The sequence below is a fragment of the Affinundibacterium nitidum genome, from assembly GCF_014284155.1.
Classification (GTDB): domain Bacteria; phylum Pseudomonadota; class Gammaproteobacteria; order Burkholderiales; family Burkholderiaceae_D; genus Undibacterium; species Undibacterium nitidum.
In genome coordinates, this window is record NZ_JACOFZ010000013.1 from 30,030 (window position 1) to 53,500 (window position 23,471).

The following is a 23,471-nucleotide window of genomic DNA, read 5'->3' on the forward strand; positions in this document are numbered from 1 at the left end:
CCTATGACGACCCATGCCATTCATGCGCTGACCTTTGATCTGTCTGTCGATACGACCGACAGAGATGGTGCACGCTATGCGCACTGGATACAGTCGATGCTGCTGCCAATTATCGATGAAGTAGTGGCACAACAAGCATTGCAAGCAAACATAGACCAACATCACATCGCACGCATACAAAAACTCGAACTAGACCTTGGCGATGTAAGTGTTGAAATGTCTGAAATGGAAATTGGTCGACGCCTCCGCGCCCAATTGAGCGCTGCGCTATTTGAGCAACTAGGATTGAATCGCCAAGCGAAGGAACGAGTCGCCGAAGAAATGGATGAGAGTCAAAACGAATTACTTCAATTTCTCAAAGAAGGTCGCATTAGCTGGGAAAAGAGTGGCAATTCGCGACACGGACACAAAAGCTTAGTACAAGAGGCGATCAATTCGCCGCGTTTTACAGAGTTATTAGATGGATTGTCGCGTCAACCGCAACAGCTACTTCGCTTGGTGCGGCAATTCGATCATAGCGATCTTTTTTTACTACTGCGGCAAAAGATGCGAACGTGGGCGAACGAAGAAAAAGAACTCTGTCTTGATTGGCTCAGTCTCGAGCTGAGTATGCATGACCAAAAGCCGTCCTACATTGAGAATCTATGGCTTTTTATGTTCCAACGGGACACCTCAAATCGTTCTCGCTTCAACGAACTCAGCAAAGACTGGTACCAACAACTTGGTCAAGATCCTGCGAAAACCATGTCTGACTATGAAACCACAATCGATCAAGCGCAAACTTTAACGCGATTAGGTCGCTTGGGTGAACAAGAATGTAAAGAGACTCTCCGTAAACTGCACCAACACCTTAAGGTCTATGAACCGAAGCGCTCGAATCAACCTACCGCTGTTGACTTGGCCGTGGACAGTTTACAAAGCATTTTCAGCGCCTTAAACACGAATGATTTTGCCAGTTTGCGCACACATTGGTCTGCTATTCTTTACCATCTTCCTCAAACTTTACGAAGTCTCCACCAAAGTCATTGGCCATCTTGGTTGCATCACCTCGATACAGTATCTGCATTAGAACTAGTCTCAGTCTTGCAGCCGCAATGCCAATGGGTGGTCGAGAAGTTGGTAGCGCAAGCGAAAACGAAATCAAGCCCTGACGAGTATCAGGCATTGGTACAGTATGCCTTACCGATGCCTGCAGATAGTTTGAACGCCACAGACCTAATCAGTGTATGGGAGGAAGCACTACAATCGCCGTTGGCCTTAAGACTGTTAAATAACCAGCTGCAAGCTTTTGCAATTGAGTTTGCTGAGGAGCACCGACACGCCCCTGCAACAAACGCACAACTTACTCAGAATCAAACTCAAGCAGTTTCAGACGAGCTTATCCAGGCAGAGGCGAGTCGAGCAGAAATCAAACAAGCAATTGCGCAGTTCGGCAACCGCCAGTGCGAGCGTCTCGCAAGCTCGGTTGATAACGCAACACTGCTGAAATGGTCATCGCTTTTATTACCCCACTTGAACGCACTACTCACGGATTTGTTCGGAAATAAGCAAACGATTGCCACGATTTTAGGGGTCAAGGAATCTGATCTATTGAATTTAGTATGGCGAAACGCACTAGCCCATAATCAGGAATTCGTATCGGCGCAGCACATGTTGACTGCGGTCCTACAGCTGAATAAAGTGCATCAACACTTTGATGACGAGACACGCCGCCAACAGGCGATGATCGCTAACTTGCAAACGGCACTTACTTCCACTTCGCAGCAATTCAAGGAAACGCTCAACAATTTACAGTTAGCGTCGCCAACACCATTAACCGAATCAGCAAAGACCATACTTGCCTCGATTAAACAGTTCCAGAATTTAAGCGCCTCAGAGCGTCTTGATTTGGTAGCAAAACTGAATCTAGAGCAGAAACTCGCCATCGTCGACACTCTGAGGCCAGATTTAGCGAAAGTCTTAAGAGAACTTGTTCGACATCCTGAGCTCTTACGGGAATGGTTAAGAAGCGCGTTACCGAATATAGACAGCAGCACGCTAGAACTACAGCACGGTCTCCTTCATTACGTTCTCGCGCACCCAACCCAACAACGAAGACATATTGGGCGTTCGAACATCCGCGAAGAGATCACATCGGCTCTCGCCTCAGTTACACGTCTAAATAATAACTCCATAAATGAGGCCTTCGAGCTTGCGCCTTCATCATCTTTAGAAGAGCGTTTACGCAAAGCATTGCCAACCGTACTGCCGATTGTGCAATCAAGCGGATTGGACCGAGCGAGTTCACGCATCAATGATCACTCAGACATCAACACTACTAATCGAGATTTTGATTCGCTGGTCAAGCCTCAGGTCAGGCCTCAGTTGCTTAGAGATTTCCGAGACTGGCAACAGGGCCGATTGAGTTTGCAAGAACTTGCTCTCGAAGTCCAAGAATTAAGGCAAGTCCTGCAATGGTGGGTGAATCAGGCATCAAATCTGACGGACGAACTCCGGGCCAGCTTTCTCGATCAAGCATTCAATGCTTGTGATCGGTGTTATTCACCGACTCGATTGTTGGAAAGCATTTTGGAAACGGTTCGGTCACGAATGGACCTTAGTATCAGCGAACTCGAAGAATTGTTGGCATGGGAACTAAATACACAACAACAGGCAAGTAGGATCGACCAACTACGAAGCCAATCGCCGTCGAATCTCAGTGCAAGTGAGTTCGACTTTCTATTAGATGATGAATTCATTGTCCCCAACAACAAGGCACAGACGGCGGCAGCAGGAACAGATTCAGATCGCGCATTAGAGGTCGACCTAGCGCGTATCGAACAAGAATGGGCAACCGGCATAAGTTGGTTGGACATAAAAAAATCAATACAGGCGCTCTTATTCTCTGCAAATGCTGAACAACTACATGTCGATGATCTGCATCGCTTACTAAAACTCTACGGCCAGCGTGCCATGCAAGCGCACGAGTATGCTGAGGCCTTCTTACACAGTGTAGAGAAGCACGCGCTCAGAGCGTCAAATCCACGGCAATTTCTGCATCTAAGTTTGCAGTGCTTGGTGTCGGATCAAGAGATCGATTTGGAAGAAATGTTGTTTCGCGATCAGTTCAAAACAGATACGAAAAGAGATACAACCAGCTCCGCTAGAAATCTCCTCCAAAAACTGGAAGAATTACTTGCAGTCAGCAAAGTTGATGATGCCGCCGATCAGCATTTCCGAGCATGGATGCGCTTCCTGCAACAAGATAACGTGCGTCGATACTTAGATTTGTATTTGAGTGATGTTATACAGCGCGTCCAAACCTCAAGTTTGTCATTCTCCGAGTTGCAGCGATCGATCATCGCTCAAGAGACGCGAGCCCATCTGATGCAGGCAAGTCCAATTCAGATTCTCGCTCTGTTACGTGCAGTCGTCCAGTATGAAGCTCAGCACCAAACGGAAGTCGTCGCTCCACTATTGCTGAGTCACTTTGGCCTTACTCCAGATTTACTCCCCTACTTACTTGAAGACACCGACAATCGCCGGGCGCTAAAGCAAGCCCTCGAGTTAGGTTTGGATCGCACCGACCAAACAAAACAAGTACATGCGCCCAATACGACGATGCAGGGGAAAGACGCTACTACATCAATACATTCGCCACTACCGAAGGGCTGGCGTGAAGCCTTGCCACAACTACTTGCGGAAGCTTTTCTTGCGGCTAATTTGAACAAACTTGACCTCGTGTGGCAGGAATTAACTCGTCACCATCAGCAAGACCTACTGCAAGCGCAGAAGCGTTATTTACATCAGACGAATACTAGAGATCGTTTATTGCGATCCGAGTCGCATGAAAAATTACTTGATTTGGTCGCTGCATTTTCATTGCCTGTAAAGGAGCTGCTGATCGATCTGCGTGCCGCTGGCAGCAGCATGATCAAAATATGGAGACTCAGCCTATCAGAGGAACAACTATTTTCTGCACTCCTCAACAAGACCTATCATGAGCTGTTCACCACACAGCTCGTACAAAAGACAACAGCACAGCATCTCGTTCACCTTCTACAGGCGATGCGCTTCTGGCCTAAAGAAACTCAGACTCAAGCACTTTATTTACGTGCGCTGTACTTCAGTTTAGGCGATAGCAAAACTTCACTTCTCTATGAAAGCTTAGGCTCGCTTTGCCATCAAGATAGAGTAGCTTCCTTACTTACGATATCCAAAGCCCAGTATGACGATCACGATGCCTCATTTAAGCAGATTGAAGATAGCAAAATCTCGAATCAGATCTTAACGAGTACTTTGATCGACGGTGACAATACAGCACCAACACAAAATTTATTCACCTCACCTTGGGAGGCTTTGGAGGCGACATTCCAGGCTGAACTGGAAACAACATCACTGCTACAAACCCAATCCTTTTCTGTCGATAGTCTACTCAATCAAGCGGTTGCTGCAATCTCATCTTCGTTTGATGCGGATGCTCGTACCCTGATGTGGAGCAAACTCGCTAAGTACTTGAGTAGTGAAGAGGAAACGGTGGATAACACAGAGGCTGGTTTGTATCTGGCCGAGCAAATGAGGTCCCTCAGAGAAAAACGAGAAGCGCAAGGTGATCCGAGTGCAGCTGATAGTGCCCTCACAGTAGACGCTACCGCACCAAATTCGCAGCTGGAACGCTTAGCTATTCTGTTACGCAGTAATGCTCCATTACTGCAAACTGAAAAGCTTTGGATACGCCTTTGCATCGAGCACATAATAAGTTCCTCAGCTCAAGTGCTACACCGCCTTGAAAAATTATTGTCAGAAAAAGCAGTTATTGAACGCCTGGTCGAAGCTGTAGACACCGTCAATTTGGAGTTTCTTTTCCATCGATGTCATCCGCGACTCCATCAGCATGTCCACGCCTTGTGTCGCGCGATCGAAGAGACGCAACAGTGGAAGTTATACGAAGCGAATGGCTTTCTCAGTACACAAGCATGGCGGGCGATTTACTGGGCTATGAAGGAACCGGGAGCAAGCCAGTCTGCGCTATCTTTCAGCAAAGGCGTGTTAAACACATTGAGTGAGAACGATGATGCGGCTAACACAAATACTGAAGGGCTCGACACCAAGCAGCGACTGCGTGATCTGCTTGCTTATGCAAAAGAACAAAGGGCGCAGGAAATTCGCAAACGCTTAGCTGAAGAAGAGGAAAAGAAACGGGCGCTACAATCAATCAAAAAGAAAGCGCGCCTGTTAGGCGAGGAAGAAGAAATACCATATGGCGAAAGCAATGTTCTCAATGCTGGCATGGTCATCATCGCACCGTATATTCAGCGCCTGTTCAACATCCTCGAGCTGACACGCGATGGGACCTTTGTCAACGATGGTGCAGCCGAGCGAGCAGTCCATATTTTGCAATACGTAGTCACTGGAGAACAGGCTACACCTGAATATCGCTTAGCACTAAACAAGCTCTTATGTGGCATACATGGCGGCGTCCCTATTATTGCAAGTATCGACATCACGGATCACGAGATAAATGTTACAGAACAAATGTTAATGGGCGTGATTGCCAATTGGAGTGCATTAGGTAAGACCTCAATTGCTGGCTTGCGCCAAACTTTCTTGGTGCGCGAAGGCCAGCTGAGTTTCGTCGACGAAAGCTGGCAACTCAGAATACCAAGTTCAAGTTTTGACATGTTACTCGACAGACTACCGTGGAGTTTCGCCATGATCAAATTTCCTTGGATGCGCGCTCCTTTACACGTCACTTGGCGTTAACAGATAAGAATTTAAGAGAATGAATAACACCATCATCGATACCAGCGCACTAGAACAAGAAATCACTTGGCTTACCAATGTGTGTGAGCGACGTTTCGAATCTTACTTTCAGCATAATGAACAAGATGTTGATCTGTCCGAGCTATGTCCAGCTCCCAAACTCGATCCAGCACAGAGCCCCTACGCCAAAGTGGTTAGCGACTATAGTTTTGGCTTCTCGGAACGCATCGTATTAATGCTGGCACTGATGCCACATATTCGACCACAAGTCCTCGATTTGTTTTCATTGCAAAATGCTGCACTCGGTCGAGCATATAGTGAAATTGGTGGTTGGCGAGGAAAGTCACATATAGGCTTCTTGCCTACGTGCGAAACGGCATCCTTTATTTTAGCTGGCAGCAATTTAAGTAAACGCTTCGCGGTTGCACGTCTGTTTAAGGAAGGGCACACCCTGATTCGTAACGGCATCATCAAACTAGACCAACAAGCCAGTGGAGAACCCATCTTCAGTGCCACGCTGCAGCTGAGCCATGAATTTTTACAGTTGCTAGCTGATGGTGAAGTCCACAAGCCAGACTTTAGTGCAAACTTTCCGGCCAAGTTAATGCAAACCCAGCTTTCTTGGTCTGACCTTGTTTTGAATCCAGAGGTCATGGACGAAGTCAACAATATCGTCACCTGGCTGCGCCAACCTCAAGAAATTTTGCGTAACTGGGGATTGGAAAAATCTCTCAAGCCTGGCTATCGCGCTATGTTTTATGGCCCCCCTGGTACAGGTAAAACACTTACGGCCAGTCTCATCGGGAAAGCGCTCGCACTCGACGTCTATCGTATCGACCTGTCGATGGTGGTATCAAAATATATAGGGGAGACCGAAAAAAATCTTGCCGGGGTATTTGATCAAGCGCAGAACAAGAATTGGATACTTTTTTTCGATGAAGCTGATTCACTATTTGGCAAACGTAATCAGGCAAGTAGTTCGAACGATAGGCATGCAAATCAAGAGATTTCTTACCTCTTGCAGCGCGTTGAAGACTTCCCTGGCGTCGTTATTCTGGCGACTAATCTTAAGGCAAATATCGACGCCGCATTTGCGCGACGCTTCCAGAGCGAAGTGTATTTCGCGATGCCCGATGCAATTCAACGAGAACGTCTATGGAAAGGTTTATTCGCCAACACTGACAAACTCGACAAAGACGTCAATTTTCGCGAAATCGCGGAACGCTATGAGCTCGCTGGCGGTGCCTTATTGAATGTTGCACGCTATGCCGCCATTCGCGCAGTAAAAAATCAACGCAATTTGATTACACAAGATGATTTGCTTGCCGGTATCGGCAGAGAATTAATGAAGGATGGGAAAACACTGTGAAACGATTACTCAAGTTCAATTCCAACTCGCTTGCATTGGCATGCCTATTGGCCAGTACCTTGCTCTGCACAAGCCAAGCCTATGCTGCGCAAATCGAAATCACCACTGCGGCGAGTGGCGCAGCCAGCTCAAGCAAGGCGAGCAGCAGCAGCGCTGCCGGAACGTCTAGTGCAGATGGCGATGCTAAACCTAAAGCAAAAGCTGTTAGCAGCCGCACCGTCAACATCGTGGGCTATAACCGCAATATCAAACAAGAACACTTCAAGGGTCTGAGCAAAGAAGTCGTCTTGAAAATGCAAAAACAGCTCGAGTCTATTTATCGTTTACTCCCAGATTGGCAACATGATTATGCGCTCAAAGGTGATCCGCTCAATGACGGCATCGTGGGCCCGATCACGCTCTCATGGTTACAACGCTTTGGCTTCAGTTTTAAGGTCATTACCGAAGGCGACTATGCTGAGAAGCTCGCGCAAAACGTTGATCGTATAGCTCTATTTGCTGCCAAACATAAGGATGAACTTACGATTTTGATGAGCCCAGAGTTTGAAGCATGGGACTTCATGCAAAACGAAAAACAAAAACAGGCGGATTTCCAAGTGCGACGTCAAGGCAGCGATAAGGAATTGATCGACTTAGTCAATCGTTTCCGCGGTCAGCGAAAAACAGCACCACGTGCCGCACCAAAACCAGTGCTCGACGAAAGCGCCTTTTTCTACTACAAGCTGAATCAAAACGACCTCGATATTTTAGGCGGGAAGGACCAGGTAGTACAGATTCTGACTACACTCAAAGACAAAGAATTCAACTCGAGTGAAGCTCTTCGTGTTGCGGTGAAACAGGCGCTTGGTGGACGCGATCATTTGGTCAATCAAATTTGGCCGCTGATCGAACGCAATGCTGCTGATTTTGATGGCTTCCTTATTAATGAAGCGGCATTACAAAGACTCAAAGAAACCAGCGAATTTCCAACGGCTGTAATTGATGAATTGCGCTTACAAGGTACTGTCTACTTCAAAACTCGTGAATTATTCGATTCCTTTATGACCGAAAAATTTGCAAGTGAAACACTATTACTGACAGAAGACGATCGTGAAGCAGTGGCCGAAGCATCACGCGTGTTTGATAACATCCACCTTACCGCGCAAGCCATCGCAAACATCAAGGTTCAGTTAAAGGGACAAGTGCAAAATACCGGCATCCCCGCTGTCCTAGTTCGCCTACTGGGGGAGATTAAAGACGTCAGCTACCCTGAAATTAGTTTGCTTCGGCACGCAGCGATATCGAAAATGATTATGGGTATCGGTGCTTGCAAGATGAATTCACCGACTAGCAATCCCTATGTTGCGAGCCTGCGCATGCCCGACGAGGAGTTTGAGCTATTGGTCAAAGATATCTCTGCACTGCAGCCCCAAACTATAGACGGCAAAGTCGACCTCACTTTTGACCTGAAGAAAGCCTTTGACGAACTTCGTCGGCTGCGCTTGCAAGTCAGTCAATGCGACAAGCCAACCTTACAAAACAGTCGGCGCTTGATCTCCGACATCTATCTCAATTATCTGGCGATTGCGATTGAAAATATGGCCAAGAAGCGCATCCCAGATGAGATTGCACCGATCACACTAAAGGGCGGAGATTGCGGCTGTGCACTCGATGATTTTGCGGGTGTTGTATATGGTTTCTATCCGTATTGGAATAATCTAAAAACACCGCAAACCATGAACTTTCATGTGCTCAATCGCGTTGCCTACTACGGCTTGAGCGTGGACAACGTGGGTGACCTGCGACTAGGCCAAGTACCATTTGATGTCAAAGACGGGTCTGCTGAACAAAATCAATTCATTCGTCTTGCGCATCAATACAATTCAAAAGTCGATTGGTTGATCCAAAAGAATGATTGGAATGGAGATTGGAAGCGCTATTCACGTGAGAACAAACAAGCTGTGTTGAGGAAGTTGGTTAGCAACATCAGTCACTTATTGCGTACTCGTTTGAACGATACAGGATCGCGCCTCCGTCCTATTTTCACACTAGGTATGTCGGCACCAATGACGCGTGGCGATGGAGTATCAATATACTTCCAGAATTATCCAAATGATGCGGATTCAGCCTTATTGTTTAATGAATTCTTTATGACGCTTCGTAAAGAACTGGCCAAGGACAAAGTCTGGATCAACATCGTGGTGGCACAAGACGTATTAAACGATGAATCTGATGGCAAGCAAGGCGCATTTTCACTTTCAAATCTCATCAAACTCAAAAAGATCGCGCCTCAGCAGGGAACCACAGTTAATCGAGAAGCGATCGATGAATATTTACTGATCTTGCTCAACGAACCGAGTACAGATGCTAAAAAACAGTTGCGCGCTAACATTGAAAGTGAACCTGGCTTGCATGGAAATGCACGCGCGGAATTCTTACGTAGCGTGGTTCCTGTGATGCAGTTCGATAATCATAACTGGCAGCAGTTCGAAGACGACGTGGTATACGCCAGCGATAATTTTGGTGGTATCGGTTTATGGGCGCCCGATTTCGACAATATCGCGATCTCAAGCACTAACCTCAACGAGTCGTGCTATCGCGGCAAGCAAATCTCACTCTGTATTTTGCGTAATTTCCGTGATTCCAATCAAGTTGGCAATTTACCTTCTCCGCTTGCGCGTTTCGCCTGTGTTAATCGATGGTATTTACAGCTGGCATTAACAGCATTCCTACTGATCGCCATCGTGCTCGCCTTTTTGTTTGCGAAGTACTGTGAAGTGCAAACACTCGTCAAACGCTATTTCTTGTGGGTATTGGCTTTTAATGTTGTGCCACCCTTGCTGATCTTTTTGCTCTTACTGTTCTATGATCCCTACCTCACCAGTCTTTCAAAGGGAAACCTACCTTTTATCGTTGCGATAGGTATTATTTTCTTCGGCATTATTGCAGGCTATTTATATCTGCGTTCTCAACGCGATCTGCCACAACGTCAACGTGCACTACCGCAACGTCAAGGCTTGGGCTTTCCTATCATAGGTTGGACCATCGAGATCGATGAGCATGGCTTCCGCTGGCTCATTCGTAATCGAGGAACAGGCTACGGTATTATCAAGAAGATTGAAATTTTACTTGATGGCCAAGCGGTGGCAGACGCCAAGACAGCACTGGAAGCGGTCTTAGGCCCAGATAAAAACTTAGTCTGGAAGAGCTTGCCTTTGGTTGGGCAAAAAGTCATGCCTGGCGAAACAGTGATTGGCATTTCCATCACTGACCCAGATTCCGCATTGGCCTTTGATAAGAAGCTCCGTGATCATCAACTTCAAGTGATGATTACTTATTTCTCAGCCAATAATGAGCACTGGATTAGCGATGGTAAAGAGGTTTCCGCTATTGGTGCTGCGTCTTACTAAGAGAGTGACTAGCTAGAATCGTCTTTTAACTAGTCAAAATGAAAGAGATAGCCGATCAAGGCTATCTCTTTTTTTATTCCGCTTTAGCAGATGCACCATGGACTACGACCATCAACAAACCACCGGCAAGCGCCAAGTTCTTCATGAAGTGAATCATTTGATTTTGCATTTCATCGGCTGGCATCGCCCAAAAATTGTGGAAGATGAAGGCAGCTACTACCGTGAACCCCGCCAACAAGAATGCCGCTAAACGAGCGCGGTAGGCAAACACCAACATCAGACCACCACCCAGTTCAACAATAATTGCCATGACTGCGGCGATACTCGCCAATGGCAAACCTTTACTTGCAATATAGCCGACGGTGCCGTCGAAGCTAGCGATCTTGCTGGCGCCGGAGAGTACGAAGATCAGCGCAATCAAAATACGGGCGAGAATAGGGAGAGTTTTTTCTATGGTTTTCATGTTCGTTTCCTTCCAAAATGGAGTCTAAAGTTTGTGTTGTTGATTCGTTTCAAAAATGCGGGCGTAAATTCACCCACGAGCATCACGAGGATGCTCCTTGGTTTTGCTGCCAGTTCGTTTTGGTGAGACTTGCTAAATGCCTTGTCCCAGATTGGTGGTGATCGTATCGACCAAGCGTCCGTGACGGAAGTCATCAATTGCTTTGAAGATTTCCTCTTGCGAGTTCATCACGAAAGGTCCGTATTGAGCGATGGTTTCACCCAAAGGACGCCCAGCAACCAAGATCAAACGGGCATCATCGCTCGCCGTGATGGTGACACCATCCGCCATCGGCCATTTCTTCAAGATCGCCATTCTTTGCAAAGGCACTTGTTGTTGACCGATTTTCACTTCTCCGCGATACACATAAATGAATGCATTGAAGTCAGCAGGAATCGCTTGGGTGAAACTTGATTCTGCTGGCATATGCACATCGAGATAGATAGGCTCGGTTGTGACGCGATACATGGCACCAGCAACGCCGTGGCTTTGCCCCGCGATCACACGGGCAACCACGCCAGCAGATGTTTCGATTTCAGGAATGTCTGCTGCCTTAAAATCGCGATACCACGCTGGTGTCATTTTGTCTTTGGCTGCCAAGTTCAACCACAACTGAAAACCTTCCATACGGCCATGTTCTTGCTCAGGCAGTTCAGAGTGAATCACACCACGACCCGCCGTCATCCATTGCACGCCACCGTTCTCCAGCAACCCCTCATTGCCAGCACTATCGCGATGACGCATGCGACCTTCTAGCATATAAGTAATCGTTTCGAAGCCACGATGCGGGTGGTCGGGAAAGCCAGCGATGTACTCATCTGGATTATCACTACCAAAGGCGTCGAGCATCAAGAAGGGATCGAGGCGATACTGGTAAGGCTGTGTTAGGACACGAGTCAACTTCACGCCAGCGCCATCGGAGGTGGCCTGACCCACCACCAATTGCTCAACTGCGCGCGATTGTTGGATGATTTCTGAAGTGACGACGGTTTTCATGGTACTACTCTCTTTCTGTTGTGATGTTTTGGCCAGCGCAAAAGTCTGGCCAACTAATTATGCAACCAAGGCTTCAATCTGCGATTGTGCTTCGCTAATGGCGCGTTGTTCACCTTCGGTGCCCATCGCCAAGCCTTCAGCGTAAATAAATTCCACATCGGTCATGCCGAGGAAAGCAAAGAAAGCTTTCAAGTATGGCATTTGCGTATCGTTCGGTGTGTTGCGATACAAGCCACCGCGGGTTAACACCACGTACACTTTTTTACCTTTCAGCAAACCTTCTGGGCCAGTGGCAGTGTAGCGGAAAGTGACGCCTGCTCGGGAAATCGCATCAATCCAGTTTTTTAATTGTGATGAGATACCAAAGTTATACATCGGCGCACCAATCACCAACACGTCTGCGGCTTGGATCTCTGCAATCAAAGCATCATCCAATGCAACGCGAGCCGCTTGTTCTGGACTACGTTTATCTGCTGGCGTGAACAATGCTTGTAAGGCTGTTTCGTCCAAAGCTGGTTGAGGCGTAATCGCTAAATCGCGCAGTTTGAAATTGGCGTTGGCATGTTGTTCCTGCAAACGTGCACTGACTTGATTTGCCAAGTTAGTGGAATGGGAACCGGCTACGCGGGCGCTGGAATTAATTTGCAAAATGTTCATGGTGTCGCTCCTTGTCGTTAATTCAGCGATCACTCATTTGGGTCGCTGCGTTGAAAGTAAGCACACTTTATACGTTCCAAAAACTATGCGGAAGACTATAAAATGGATATGATTGTTCCATATTTGAACCAATAAGGAAGACCATGCAACTCGACCCCAACGACTTATTGCTGTTTGCCCGTGTGGTGCAAGAGGGCAGCTTCAGCAAAGCAGCACAACGATTAGCCATTCCAAAGTCCACACTCTCGCGCCGCATGAGTGCCTTAGAAACCCAGCTAGGGGAGCGCTTACTTCTGCGGACAACCCGTAAGCTCGTAGTAACTGATTTCGGCAATAGCGTGTTAGCCCATGCTCAACAAGTCACCGAAGAAGTCGAAGCGACGCTCGCCTTAACCCAGCTTCGGCATTCCGAACCCAGTGGTCGTTTGCGTGTTTCGATGCCAGCCGACTTCGCCAACAACACCATGACCTCGTTACTCGTACGCTTTATGCAGAAGTATCCGGCGATTACTTTGGAAATGGATCTGACACCGCGACGCGTCGATATCATCGGTGAGAATTTCGATTTAGCGATTCGCATGGGCACCCTACCCGACGACGCTTCTCTAGCGGCCAAACTCTTAGCGGTGTTTTCAGCCAGTCTGTACGCGGCACCGAACTATCTAGCCCAGTTTGGTGAACCTGAAGAACCGGAAGCACTAATGGAACACAAAACTTTACGATTACTGGCGCGTAATGGCGACCCCGCGGTTTGGAAACTCAAGTCAGGAGATCAAACTTGGGAAGGTGTGCCGCCCGGCATTGCTACTGCTAATTCTCCAGAAATGCTACGAAGACTAGCGCTCGAGGGTATGGGCATTGCACTTTTGTCTGAGCAATTCGCGCGCTGTCATGTGCATGACGGAAGTTTGATCCGCATCCTACCGCAATGGCATTCTCCCGAGTTCAACGCTTGGGCCGTGTTTCCAGGCAGACGCCTTATGCCAGCCAGAACCCGTGTGTTTATTGATGCGATGATGGAAGAGTTGAATGGCGGTGATTCTGAGCCCTGCAGTAAAGGTATTTAACCTGAGTAAACATTTGCATAAATTTGATCAAAAAGCTTGTCTTTTTATTTATTTACATGTATTTTTTGCATCCTTAAACATGTAGAGTCTCAGCAAATGCGAACTTAATCGGCTGCTGACTCGCTTTGTAGAATAGGCCAGCCAATGATTACCTCTGCAATTTTATTTCTCACCCTAGCTTCCACTCCATCACCCAACACAAATCGTGACAGTACGATCAAAGAAATTGGTGTTTCAAAAATCGTGCAGGCCATGATAGGTCGAGACAAAGAGCCGGAAAATATCAATTACAGCATTCAAGTGAAAACCGACGATGCTGCTGATAAAGAAAAATTTTGCGCGCTCATCAAATCCGAAATTGAGCTGACGTGTGCCCCCTCAAAACCGTCGGTGGCGAAGGTCAATGGCAAGACCCACGATACACCTCAAAAACTGATCACCTTAATTGAGAAAATCGAAACTGAATTTTCACGAAAAGGAAAATGGAAGGCAAAGGTTCACACCGGGATCACACAGCAATTCCTGACCATGGAGGTCGATTTTGCACGGCAAACGGTCAACAGTGAGAGCAAGGAAACAAACGCAAAATAGGGCGGCTGAAGCTTGAACAATTTGGTCTCTCAACCTACTAGGTAAAATAATGAATCTAAAGAATCTTGCCGTCGCATTGATGTTCGTTCTTGCACCCGTCCAAGCAAGTTTGGCTGCTGATGCCGATCCACTTTGGACCAAGGTCATCGCCTCCAACCAAGAAACAAAAAAGTGGGCAGCGAAAGACGTGGAGCAGCTTATTCATGCGACCAAAGACGGTGATCCTACAAAGACCATCACGATCAAGAAACAACTCAGTGGATGGGAAAAAGGAAAGGCACAATACACCGTCCTGAGTATTACGCCGCCGCCAAAAGATGCGAGCAAAAAACCAGTCGCCTTCGACCTCGAAGAAATGTTTGCGCCAGCTGAAGCAGAATTTTTCTCCCCGAATGCGAAATTCAAACGTAGTGATAATCAATCGCTCAACGGCAAACCCAGCGTTGTTTTCGAAATCACGCAATCCGCGGGTACGCTTAGAATTTGGGCCGATCCTGCAAGCGGTTCGATTCAAAAACGCGTACTTGAAATGAGCATGCCCTTAGCATTCGAAGGAACGATCACCACGCTCTATCAAATGGAAGCAAATAGCCCGAGCTTGCCAATCGAATCCGAGAGCAAAATCGATATCAAGATCCCTTTCAAGAAAGCTAAATTAGAAATGAAAGATAGCTTCATGAATTGGGTACCACAAGCAAAATAAAGTTTATGCCAGATCTGCACTCAGTGCGCAAATGCAGATCAGCATCATCGTGGCTATTCAGGTTTCTACCATGATGTTGAAAATGCCTCTTCAACATCATGCACTCACAAAAACCTTACTTCGCTCCCTTTGTGCATCGTTGAATATAGGGGAAAGAATCAGTAATCATGTAGTAGTAAATGCCCTTCGGAAATTCAGGTGTGACACCGAATCGACCGTTACACTCATCAAGATCTCCTAATCCAGACACATACTCATAATCAGGCGTGAAGGTACCCATAGGGAAAATGTTTGTCGATGGGCGCCCTGCATCTGGTGTTGACTTCTTACGATAACTTGAGGCCAAGACCTTGATTCCCGAATTACTATCGTTACTGTTGATGTACCCATATCTCGCATAGATAGGGAAACCATCCACCGCGAAACCCACCAGACTCATCGCCGTGCCTTTATTAAGTTTATTCAAAATGCCTTCTGGCATGCCGTGATAATGATATTGTCCGTTGGGCTGCACGTGCGCATTGCTTTCATCCGTACCAAACACGAACGCACCGCCTATTGCTTCCAAAATCCAAGGCCCACTTCCCCCCACCATCACGCAACCACCATTGTTTGCGGTAGAAGTTGCGGTCGATGAACAAGAACCAGCCGTCGCAGGATCGAACTTCACACTATTGTTGGCATAACCTATGATCGTCGTTGGCGTTTTGGTCGCAAGGACGGGCGCTATCGGCATTGTGACGTTAATGTTTTGCGCGGACATCGGTGTCGCAAAATTACCGGTAGTGACCGCATGATCTGGAATGTCATTACCCGACAATATTCGCTTGCTGTCGCTACAGCTCCAGTTATAGATACTGTTGGCATTAACCCTAGTACTACTATTGAAACCAGAATAGCTGAGATTACAGCCAACACCTTGCGTAGAACTAGTGCCACTCACCACACTAACTGGAGCAATCGTGTAACTAAACGCCACGCTACCATTCGTTTTACCTACGCCCTCATCGGCTGGCAAATAAGTCCGTACGTAGTCTACTTTCACACCAGAGGTAGACACATTGACTCGGGTGTAACCTGAATTCGGAAATTTATCGCCGGACAAGAATGACGATGAAAATTCAGAAAAGTTGTAGTTAGGGTTCGCTGGCTCTGACAAAGTTTGGTAAGTCACTCCATCTAACTGTTGACGTACCCACACATGATCATGTCCTTGGAAGAAGGCGGTCACTTTATTCGCCACCATCAATTGGTGAATCGGTAAGGACCAAGTAGGTCTTTTCTGCGCAAATTCGTTCACACCGTTTTTATTGTATCCACCCCACTCTGCTAAGTTGGCAACTTCTACCCCACCTCGGTTAGCACCCATCACGTGGTGAGCGAACACAAACTTGTATTTTGCTTTGCTTTGTTCCAAGGTCGCCTTCAACCACTGGTATTGCGCGTCGCCATGCGTTACTGCCCAAATATCAGTGTTAAGTGGAGTATTACCAAAAATGGTGGCGAGTGGCACGGTTGATGGCAAGTAGGGATCAATGGCGACAAAGAGAGCATCGCCCCAAGTCCAAGAATAGTAATTTCGTGGCTGTCCAATGAACGGTAAAAATTGAGTATTCCCACTATAAAAATTATTAGGTGCAGGTTGCGTGTAGTACATATTGCGTGCATTTTGCGCCCATACTGCGACATTGTTTTCGGTGCCATTCAATAAGTAGCCAGCAGATTGCTCATGATTGCCGTTGACCAAAAACACCGGCGAGGAACGTCCAATGAGACCTAAATACGGACGTTGCAAGGTATAACGTTCAACGACCTGAGCCTTAGTTACGGTTGCAGGATCTAAAGTGTCGACACTAAAATCATCGCCAAGGGTGATATGAAAATCAGCTTGGTCAGCAGCCGCTGTTTGCAAAGTGCGTGTGTACAAGCTACTGCTAAATTCGCTTGGTCTTTCAGGATGCGAGTCGCCCTGAATCGTAAAGCTAAAACTGGACCCAATTGAGCGCGCCGTGTGGAAGCGACTTTCTGAGGTCGTTCCAATTTCAACGTTGCTACTATTGAGTAGATGCAGTCGATAAAAATAAGCACTGTCTGCGGCCAAGCCTTCTAAATTGATTTCGGTTGGCACGCCAGCTAACAAGTTACGAATCGATGTTTTCTTTTCGTAGGTGCCGCTGATTCGCCCGTAAGAAACGATGACATTCCAATTTTCAGTCGGAGAGAGAACGTTAGCGATGACCGCTTCGTTAGTCGGAGCTCCTAGCACGACATTGCCTTTAAATTCGACCAAACTGGAAAACGCTGTCGGTGTCCCAATCGCAGGTACAGAAGCCGTCCCTAAAATAGTGCCACTGCGGCTATTCAGCGTACACGCATAGGCCACACCATTGACCAGACCTGTGACACGGATGAGGCTACTACTACCGCTCGCACTGACTGTCTTTCCTGCAGCTGAGCAATTGATGACATAAACACTTCCACTATTGTTCGCCGCTAAAGACGCATCAAACAAGACCGACAATACGCCGTCACCTTTACCGAGTGCGATTATCTTAGGTATATCGGTACGACTTGGCAACAAAGAAAAGTCATCTTGTCCTAAGCCAACCAAGGATAAGGCTTTACTCGTATCGTCTTTAGTAATTGCTGCGATCACGGCCATAGATTTACTAATATTATCGCTATCGTTCAGATAACTTATTCCCTGCTCGACGGACAAATATCGCCCAATATTGACCTTGTTATTGAGTAGCGTAGTAACCCATCCGTATTCAGGATCTTTGGCAAAAGTACGCGCAGACACCAGCATCGCGTTGATGACAGAGGCTTTTGTAAAACGTCCGGCGCTAACTTCATTTGCCCAATAATTGACTTCGCTATCGGTAGGCGCAGTGGACCCTGTTCTACCCAATACGTTCTTATACACCACTCGAATAAACTCCTGCGGGTTCATCGTTTCTGAATACCCTGTCAACTGCGGATAGAGTTTCCCTGCTTCATAAAAGCTCTCTGCAATTCGCTCCAGACTCCCTCCGGCCTGCATGGTTTCCATCCAATACGCCAAGCCATCAGCATCAGGGCTTCGATTAAAGAAAGCGATATAGAGTTCGATTAAGGACTGTAAATTCGCCTCGGACATCTTCTGAGCGATGTCGCCAACGCGCAAATTGATGCTCATATCGGCGAAATTCAACTTGCTCGCATCAGTCAGCGTTTGGCTTCCGGTACTTCCAACGAGATCCGTCACCGTAATTTGGTTACCCATTTTGGTGAGCGCATAGTTTGCACGCGGCGCAGGGAAATTCGCCGTATTAGTCACAGAGGCTGGCGCTGGGGCGAGCGCAATCGTTGCTGTACTAACACTCTGTTCAGTACCACCACAAGCTGTTAACACCGGTATCGCGCACAGTAAGCAAAGTACTAGTTTGAAGTAATTCTTTTTCATTCTTAATCCTAGCGAAAGTTTTGTAAAAGGATTCTCATCACTACACAACGATAAGAAAGGGCCTTATTGGTGAGCCAGTTTGCAAAACAAATATGAAGAAAAAATGAAGAAAATGAATACTTACAATCGCTTACATCTTCACAACAGTCATGAACGGGAATTCATATTTCCTACACATTGTTTGAGCAAAATCTACAAGGTCTACTTTTACCGTTTCACAATATGAAGACTTTGCTAGTTCGCACCCTTTTTCTAAGCTTATTTTTTAGCCAATATGCTTTCGCACATCTGATGCCGGCACAACAAGGAAGTATCAATATCCAAGGAACATCGGCCTTCGTGGCGATAGCGCTTCCTGTATCGGCGCTCAAACAAGGCGACCAGAATGGGGATGGCAAACTATCTCCCTTGGAAGCTTCAGTCTACCAATCGGCGATAGCCCAGCAAGTCGGTGAGAGAGTTCAACTATTCGATGGGACTCAAGCGGGAACGATTGATTTCATACAAATCAATGCAGAGAGTGAAGACAAGCACAGCCAAGAGAACATTGGCAATACCAACGATGGTGCACGTTTTTTTCTGGTGCTCATCAAATTTTCGTTTACAACAGCACCGCAAGCACTCGAGATTAAGGCCAATTTTTTTGGAAAGCGAACTGGAGAACAGCAATTAACAATCAAGGCAATCCGTGATGCGGAACAAGAGATCGTTATCTTGCGCCCAGGTCACCTACAACACCGTTTTTTTCGCGAGCCACATCAAGTTCTGGTTGATTTCATCAACACGGGGCTACACCATATATTAACGGGCTGGGATCATTTGGCCTTTTTACTGAGCATCGTTGCAGTCGCCGCGACTTGGCGTCACATGCTGTTGGTAACAACTGCATTTACACTTGCTCACAGCGCGACTTTTATACTGTCTTTAATGGACGTGATACCAACGTCGACGCAATGGTACGAGCCTGCGATTGCCGCCAGCATTGTATTCATGGCGAGCCTCAATTTGATTAAAAAAGAGTTACCGTCAAACTTTCGTTTAATCGCAGTGTTCTTTTGTGGTCTCTTTCACGGGCTCGGATTTGCATCGAGTATCAGCGATATGGTTATCAATAGCCATCACCGCTGGTGGAGCCTAATCGGATTCAATCTCGGTATTGAGCTAGGCCAGCTACTCTTTATTGGCCTATGCATCAGCGTTTTCTGGATGTTGAAACACCTACAAAATGAGCAAGAAAAAACGCCGCTCTACTACCGCGGCGCTAATGCATTCGCCCTAGTAATCGGCGTCTATTTTCTATTCCAATTTTAAGCAATAATTTTCAAAGGATGGGTGCGCTTCCAGTCGCCGCGCGTGAAATCGGGGAAGACTTGTGAGCTACCGTCCTCAGCTACCGACTTCTCACTCAATGGCCCCACTGCTGACCAGAAAGCGCCTTCGTACACGTTTTGGTCGAGCGCCTCGCCATTACGTAAGCATTCGATAATGCGATATAACATCAAAAAGTCCATGCCGCCATGGCCACCCATCTTCGTCGCCAGCTCACCTAGACGGACGTACAAAGGATGCTCATACTTTTGTGCGATCGCTTCCCAATCTTTGCCTTCTGCCCACTTGTGATAGTTGCTGGTAATGCCTTCCACCGAAATACGATTGGGGAACCCTGCTAACACGCCATTCACACCTTGTATCATATTGTGACGGGTGTATGGGCGTGGTGTGGTTTCATCCCATTGCACCATGATGGTACGCCCGAGCTGCGTCTTGATAATCGAAGTATTGATATCGCCACCTTTGAAATCGAGCTCTTTGAATTTGGGTGAAGTCAGTTTTGTCGACTTCTGTGCATAAGCGGCACGGCCTTTGGCGGGCGATGAGAATGAAGTGATACGACCGAAGTTATCTTCACCACGCGCTAAGTTCATGTACTGAGCGACTGGTCCCAAACCATGGGTAGGATACAAATTGCCATTGCGTTTCGCGTATTCGAAAGTACGCCAAGAGCCTGTCGAATCTCCATTTTCCATCTGAAAGCGCAATGCATGGATATAGGCAGCTTCTGCGTGCAACAAATCACCTAGCACTCCTTGGCGCACCATATTTAGGTACAACAATTCCTCACGCCCGTAGTTAACATTTTCCATCATCATGCAATGACGACCAGTCGCCTCAGAAGTATCGACCATCTCCCACAAATCTTTGATGGTAGTTGCCATCGGCACTTCGACAAAAGCATGGGCGCCAGCTTTCATGCTGGCGATGGCCATCGGTGCATGCGTATTCCATGGCGTCGCGATAAACACGGCATCTGGTTTGGTTTCTGCCAACATCGTGCGCCAGCCGTTCTCATCGCCAAAATAAACTTTAGGTGTATGTCCAAATTTTGCGACTGCAACTTCAGATTTGCGTGCGCGTGCCTCCACCACATCAGCAATACCGACGAACTGTACCCCTTCGATCTCAGCAAGCTGGGAAGCATGGCCTGATCCTCGCGCGCCGACACCAATGATGGCGACTTTCACTTTGTCGAGCTTAGGCGCAATGAAGTCTCCCATGTATTTACCGCCTTTAGGGCGAGTCAGAGCACCAGCACCGGCTTTGCCCTGCGCCTGTACTTGTGTTGCACCAAATGCGGCAAGACCCGCGCTCAGGCCACCGAGAGTTTTTAGGAATCCACGACGCATAGGTTTTTGGTTGGACATAGTGCACTCACAAAGTAAGAATAGGTTTAAGGCATAATGAGGAACATAAAGCATTTCCCCGAAAGTGGCTAGAAATAGCACGAGGGCTGCTGCAACAATCGATCAATAAATTCTACAGAAACTTAAGCACAGAGCGCGTGATTAATATTCAAGGCGTCCTTAAGTTTTTATAAATGAAGGACGGGAGCACAACACCATGATGCAAATTGAAGCTATGCAAGCCTTTCTTGACCGCGAATTCCCGCAAAGCACGGTCAAGGTCGTGTCCTTAGGGGATAAGAGCACCACTGTCAGGCAAGATATTAGCGACGCCCATTTGCGTCCGGGCGGCACGGTATCAGGCCCGGTCTTGATGACGGTCGCCGACGTTGCCATGTATGTCGCGGTACTCAATGAAATCGGTATCGTACCCTTAGCCGTTACCACCAATTTGAACATCAATTTTCTCCGCAAACCCTCAGCGGAATGCGCGATCATTGGCGTTTGCCATTTACTTAAAGTAGGCAAGAGTTTGGCTGTTGGTGAGGTGGGTTTGTATTCGGAAGGCAGTGAAGATGTCGTCGCGCATGTCGTCACAACCTATGCGATTCCGCCAAAGCGGGACTAATTTAACCACCCGCTCTACTTTACCTTGTTGATTAGTCTTATTTCCTAGGCTTTCTATTTTATTCATAGAAGTAATTCTTTTTGACAAGTCGACAACGACTTCGTATGCTGTGGTGAGTTTGTGTAAGTACACAACATAGTTTCAACCAACGGTGATGAAGATATGTGGAAATGGTTTGTCCCACGAGCGCTTATATTATGTGCCCTCAATGCTTGCTGGCAAGCCAGTCACGCGACGGAACCACTCAAACTCTTATACGAGACCCGCGAGCCTTTTGTCTTTAAAAATCCACAAGGAAAAGTGACTGGTGTACTCGCTGAAACAGTAGCACGCGCTTTCACTAAGGCAAACATCCGCTTTGAATGGGTTGAAACCCCTTTCAAACGACAATTAAGTGTGGTCGAACGCAACGATCAAATTAGTTGTGCCCTAGGTTTATTTAAGAATTCCGAGCGCGGTCGCTACGCGAAATTTTCTGAAGCGATCTTCCACGACCAGGATCGTCCATCGATCATGCTAGCCCATCGCGATTTCCAATTGCCGCCTTCGCTTGATCTATTACAAGCTTTAAGCCAAAGCGGCGGACGCCTATTGAAGAAAGAAACAGCTTCCTACGGCCAGACTATTGACGATGCCATCGCTAAATCTAAAGTCCAAATCGTTACGACCACGGCAGAGTCTCGCAACATGGCCAAGATGATTGTGGCGCGACGCGCAGACTTTATTTTCGTTTCGGTCGAAGAGGCGCAACGATTGATCAAAACCACCCCGAATGGCGAACAACTGTATATCTATACGCCAAGCGGCATGCCGCAAGTACAAGATCGTTACCTGATGTGCAGTCAACGCGTTTCGGATGAGGTACTGAAACGTTTCAATCAAGCGATTAGCTTTTAATTCTTACCAACGACAATGATGCGCCATGTATTGATCTTTCTCATCTTCAGCATCACTTCATTCACCGCTCTCGCTAGCGAAATTACCCGACTCAATACGCGCGATGGTGTCAGCGTGCCACTTATTTATGTCAAACACCCGAAGGCGAGAGCCAATCTGATTTTATTGCCCGGTGGTGCAGGTGGATTTGGAAAGATGCAAAACGGCGAACCTGACGGCCGCAATTTTCTAGTGCGTTCTTACCAATACTTCCTCAACGCAGGGTTTAATGTTGTGATCATGGGGAAACCTTCTGATATCAACGATTTAGATTATGCCGATCGCATCGCTGCACCTCACCAACAAGATATCGCTGCGGTTGTCGAGATGGTCAGCAATGACACTTCTTTACCCGTCTGGTTAATTGGCACCAGCCGCGGAACGGTTTCAGCAACAGCAGCAGCCATCAATTTAGGTCCAAATAAATTGGCGGGTATAGTTTTAAGTTCTAGCATCGTATCAAACCGTAAGCCCGGCGCCATTCCATTCCAAAACCTACAAGGGATAACACTTCCGGTTCTATTGGTACATCATCAAAATGACGCCTGCCAAGTATGTACACCTAGCCTTGTGCCTTCCATACTTGAACGACTGAGCAACACGAAAGACAAGCAACTCATTTGGATGCAGGGGGGACAAAATCCGCAAGGCGACGCTTGTGAAGCTTTGCATTTCCATGGCTACATCGGTATCGAAGCTGAAACAGCCAAGCAAATCACAGATTGGATTCACCAGCACGACCCATCAACAAAATCGAAAGAATAA

Annotated in this window: 15 protein-coding genes; 10 read left to right on the plus strand and 5 right to left on the minus strand. The window is 47.2% G+C overall.

Annotation, left to right across the window (positions count from 1 at the left end; all coding sequences use genetic code 11):
* The first annotated feature begins 3 nt into the window (after positions 1-3).
* The 3 genes from H8K36_RS18265 to H8K36_RS18275 are packed head-to-tail and all read left to right on the plus strand — an operon-like array spanning position 4 to position 10,500.
* Positions 4-5,742: a contractile injection system tape measure protein gene (locus tag H8K36_RS18265; protein ID WP_186917963.1), complete on the plus strand. Its 5,739-nt coding sequence runs from the start codon at positions 4-6 to the stop codon at positions 5,740-5,742.
* Positions 5,743-5,761: 19 nt separating this feature from the next.
* Complete coding sequence (locus tag H8K36_RS18270; protein WP_186917964.1) at positions 5,762-7,111, plus strand: ATP-binding protein; 1,350 nt, start codon at positions 5,762-5,764, stop codon at positions 7,109-7,111.
* Positions 7,108-10,500: a hypothetical protein gene (locus H8K36_RS18275; protein WP_186917965.1), complete on the plus strand. Its 3,393-nt coding sequence runs from the start codon at positions 7,108-7,110 to the stop codon at positions 10,498-10,500. The genes H8K36_RS18270 and H8K36_RS18275 overlap by 4 nt, the downstream gene beginning before the upstream one ends.
* A 73-nt stretch (positions 10,501-10,573) precedes the next feature.
* On the opposite strand, the gene H8K36_RS18280 is transcribed toward H8K36_RS18275, so the two are convergent.
* From H8K36_RS18280 to H8K36_RS18290, 3 genes are all read right to left on the minus strand, one after another.
* Complete coding sequence (locus H8K36_RS18280) at positions 10,574-10,963, minus strand: DoxX family protein (RefSeq protein ID WP_186917966.1); 390 nt, start codon at positions 10,961-10,963, stop codon at positions 10,574-10,576.
* 132 nt (positions 10,964-11,095) lie between these two features.
* Positions 11,096-11,998, minus strand: coding sequence for a pirin family protein (locus tag H8K36_RS18285; protein WP_186917967.1), 903 nt, complete (start codon positions 11,996-11,998; stop codon positions 11,096-11,098).
* Between the two features lie 57 nt (positions 11,999-12,055).
* Positions 12,056-12,655: an FMN-dependent NADH-azoreductase gene (locus H8K36_RS18290; RefSeq protein ID WP_186917968.1), complete on the minus strand. Its 600-nt coding sequence runs from the start codon at positions 12,653-12,655 to the stop codon at positions 12,056-12,058.
* A gap of 143 nt (positions 12,656-12,798) precedes the next feature.
* Here H8K36_RS18290 and H8K36_RS18295 point away from each other — a divergent pair, with 143 nt between their 5' ends.
* The 3 genes from H8K36_RS18295 (at position 12,799) to H8K36_RS18305 (ending at position 15,016) form a co-directional block, all read left to right on the plus strand.
* Positions 12,799-13,722: a LysR family transcriptional regulator gene (locus H8K36_RS18295; protein ID WP_186917969.1), complete on the plus strand. Its 924-nt coding sequence runs from the start codon at positions 12,799-12,801 to the stop codon at positions 13,720-13,722.
* Between the two features lie 144 nt (positions 13,723-13,866).
* A complete protein-coding gene (locus H8K36_RS18300; RefSeq protein ID WP_186917970.1) occupies positions 13,867-14,313 on the plus strand; it encodes a hypothetical protein in 447 nt (148 codons plus the stop codon).
* Between the two features lie 49 nt (positions 14,314-14,362).
* Positions 14,363-15,016 carry a hypothetical protein gene (locus H8K36_RS18305; protein ID WP_186917971.1) on the plus strand — a complete coding sequence of 218 codons (654 nt, stop codon included), beginning with the start codon at positions 14,363-14,365 and terminating at the stop codon, positions 15,014-15,016.
* 115 nt (positions 15,017-15,131) lie between these two features.
* On the opposite strand, the gene H8K36_RS18310 is transcribed toward H8K36_RS18305, so the two are convergent.
* Entirely contained in the window at positions 15,132-18,461 is a 3,330-nt protein-coding gene (locus tag H8K36_RS18310; RefSeq protein ID WP_186917972.1) for a YHYH protein, read from the minus strand.
* Between the two features lie 291 nt (positions 18,462-18,752).
* Between H8K36_RS18310 and H8K36_RS18315 the strand changes: the two genes are divergently transcribed.
* Positions 18,753-19,772, plus strand: coding sequence for a HupE/UreJ family protein (locus tag H8K36_RS18315; protein ID WP_186917973.1), 1,020 nt, complete (start codon positions 18,753-18,755; stop codon positions 19,770-19,772).
* On the opposite strand, the gene H8K36_RS18320 is transcribed toward H8K36_RS18315, so the two are convergent.
* Positions 19,769-21,163 carry a Gfo/Idh/MocA family protein gene (locus H8K36_RS18320; protein ID WP_222611276.1) on the minus strand — a complete coding sequence of 465 codons (1,395 nt, stop codon included), beginning with the start codon at positions 21,161-21,163 and terminating at the stop codon, positions 19,769-19,771. The two genes, H8K36_RS18315 and H8K36_RS18320, sit on opposite strands and share 4 nt — an antisense overlap.
* A 196-nt stretch (positions 21,164-21,359) precedes the next feature.
* Between H8K36_RS18320 and H8K36_RS18325 the strand changes: the two genes are divergently transcribed.
* The 3 genes from H8K36_RS18325 (at position 21,360) to H8K36_RS18335 (ending at position 23,471) form a co-directional block, all read left to right on the plus strand.
* Positions 21,360-21,770 carry a PaaI family thioesterase gene (locus H8K36_RS18325; protein ID WP_186917974.1) on the plus strand — a complete coding sequence of 137 codons (411 nt, stop codon included), beginning with the start codon at positions 21,360-21,362 and terminating at the stop codon, positions 21,768-21,770.
* A gap of 162 nt (positions 21,771-21,932) precedes the next feature.
* Positions 21,933-22,667: a substrate-binding periplasmic protein gene (locus H8K36_RS18330; RefSeq protein WP_186917975.1), complete on the plus strand. Its 735-nt coding sequence runs from the start codon at positions 21,933-21,935 to the stop codon at positions 22,665-22,667.
* Between the two features lie 30 nt (positions 22,668-22,697).
* Positions 22,698-23,471 (plus strand): alpha/beta hydrolase, encoded by a 774-nt coding sequence (locus tag H8K36_RS18335; protein ID WP_186920463.1) that lies wholly within the window; start codon positions 22,698-22,700, stop codon positions 23,469-23,471.

Excerpts from the sequence above, each read along its gene's own strand:
- H8K36_RS18300 (WP_186917970.1), top strand. The coding sequence starts at position 13,867 with ATGATTACCTCTGCAATTTTATTTCTCACCCTAGCTTCCACTCCATCA.
- H8K36_RS18325 (WP_186917974.1), top strand. The coding sequence starts at position 21,360 with ATGATGCAAATTGAAGCTATGCAAGCCTTTCTTGACCGCGAATTCCCG.
- H8K36_RS18310 (WP_186917972.1), bottom strand. The coding sequence starts at position 18,461 with ATGAAAAAGAATTACTTCAAACTAGTACTTTGCTTACTGTGCGCGATA.
- H8K36_RS18265 (WP_186917963.1), top strand. The coding sequence starts at position 4 with ATGACGACCCATGCCATTCATGCGCTGACCTTTGATCTGTCTGTCGAT.
- H8K36_RS18315 (WP_186917973.1), top strand. The coding sequence starts at position 18,753 with ATGCCGGCACAACAAGGAAGTATCAATATCCAAGGAACATCGGCCTTC.
- H8K36_RS18305 (WP_186917971.1), top strand. The coding sequence starts at position 14,363 with ATGAATCTAAAGAATCTTGCCGTCGCATTGATGTTCGTTCTTGCACCC.
- H8K36_RS18285 (WP_186917967.1), bottom strand. The coding sequence starts at position 11,998 with ATGAAAACCGTCGTCACTTCAGAAATCATCCAACAATCGCGCGCAGTT.
- H8K36_RS18270 (WP_186917964.1), top strand. The coding sequence starts at position 5,762 with ATGAATAACACCATCATCGATACCAGCGCACTAGAACAAGAAATCACT.
- H8K36_RS18280 (WP_186917966.1), bottom strand. The coding sequence starts at position 10,963 with ATGAAAACCATAGAAAAAACTCTCCCTATTCTCGCCCGTATTTTGATT.
- H8K36_RS18290 (WP_186917968.1), bottom strand. The coding sequence starts at position 12,655 with ATGAACATTTTGCAAATTAATTCCAGCGCCCGCGTAGCCGGTTCCCAT.
- H8K36_RS18330 (WP_186917975.1), top strand. The coding sequence starts at position 21,933 with ATGTGGAAATGGTTTGTCCCACGAGCGCTTATATTATGTGCCCTCAAT.
- H8K36_RS18320 (WP_222611276.1), bottom strand. The coding sequence starts at position 21,163 with ATGTCCAACCAAAAACCTATGCGTCGTGGATTCCTAAAAACTCTCGGT.
- H8K36_RS18295 (WP_186917969.1), top strand. The coding sequence starts at position 12,799 with ATGCAACTCGACCCCAACGACTTATTGCTGTTTGCCCGTGTGGTGCAA.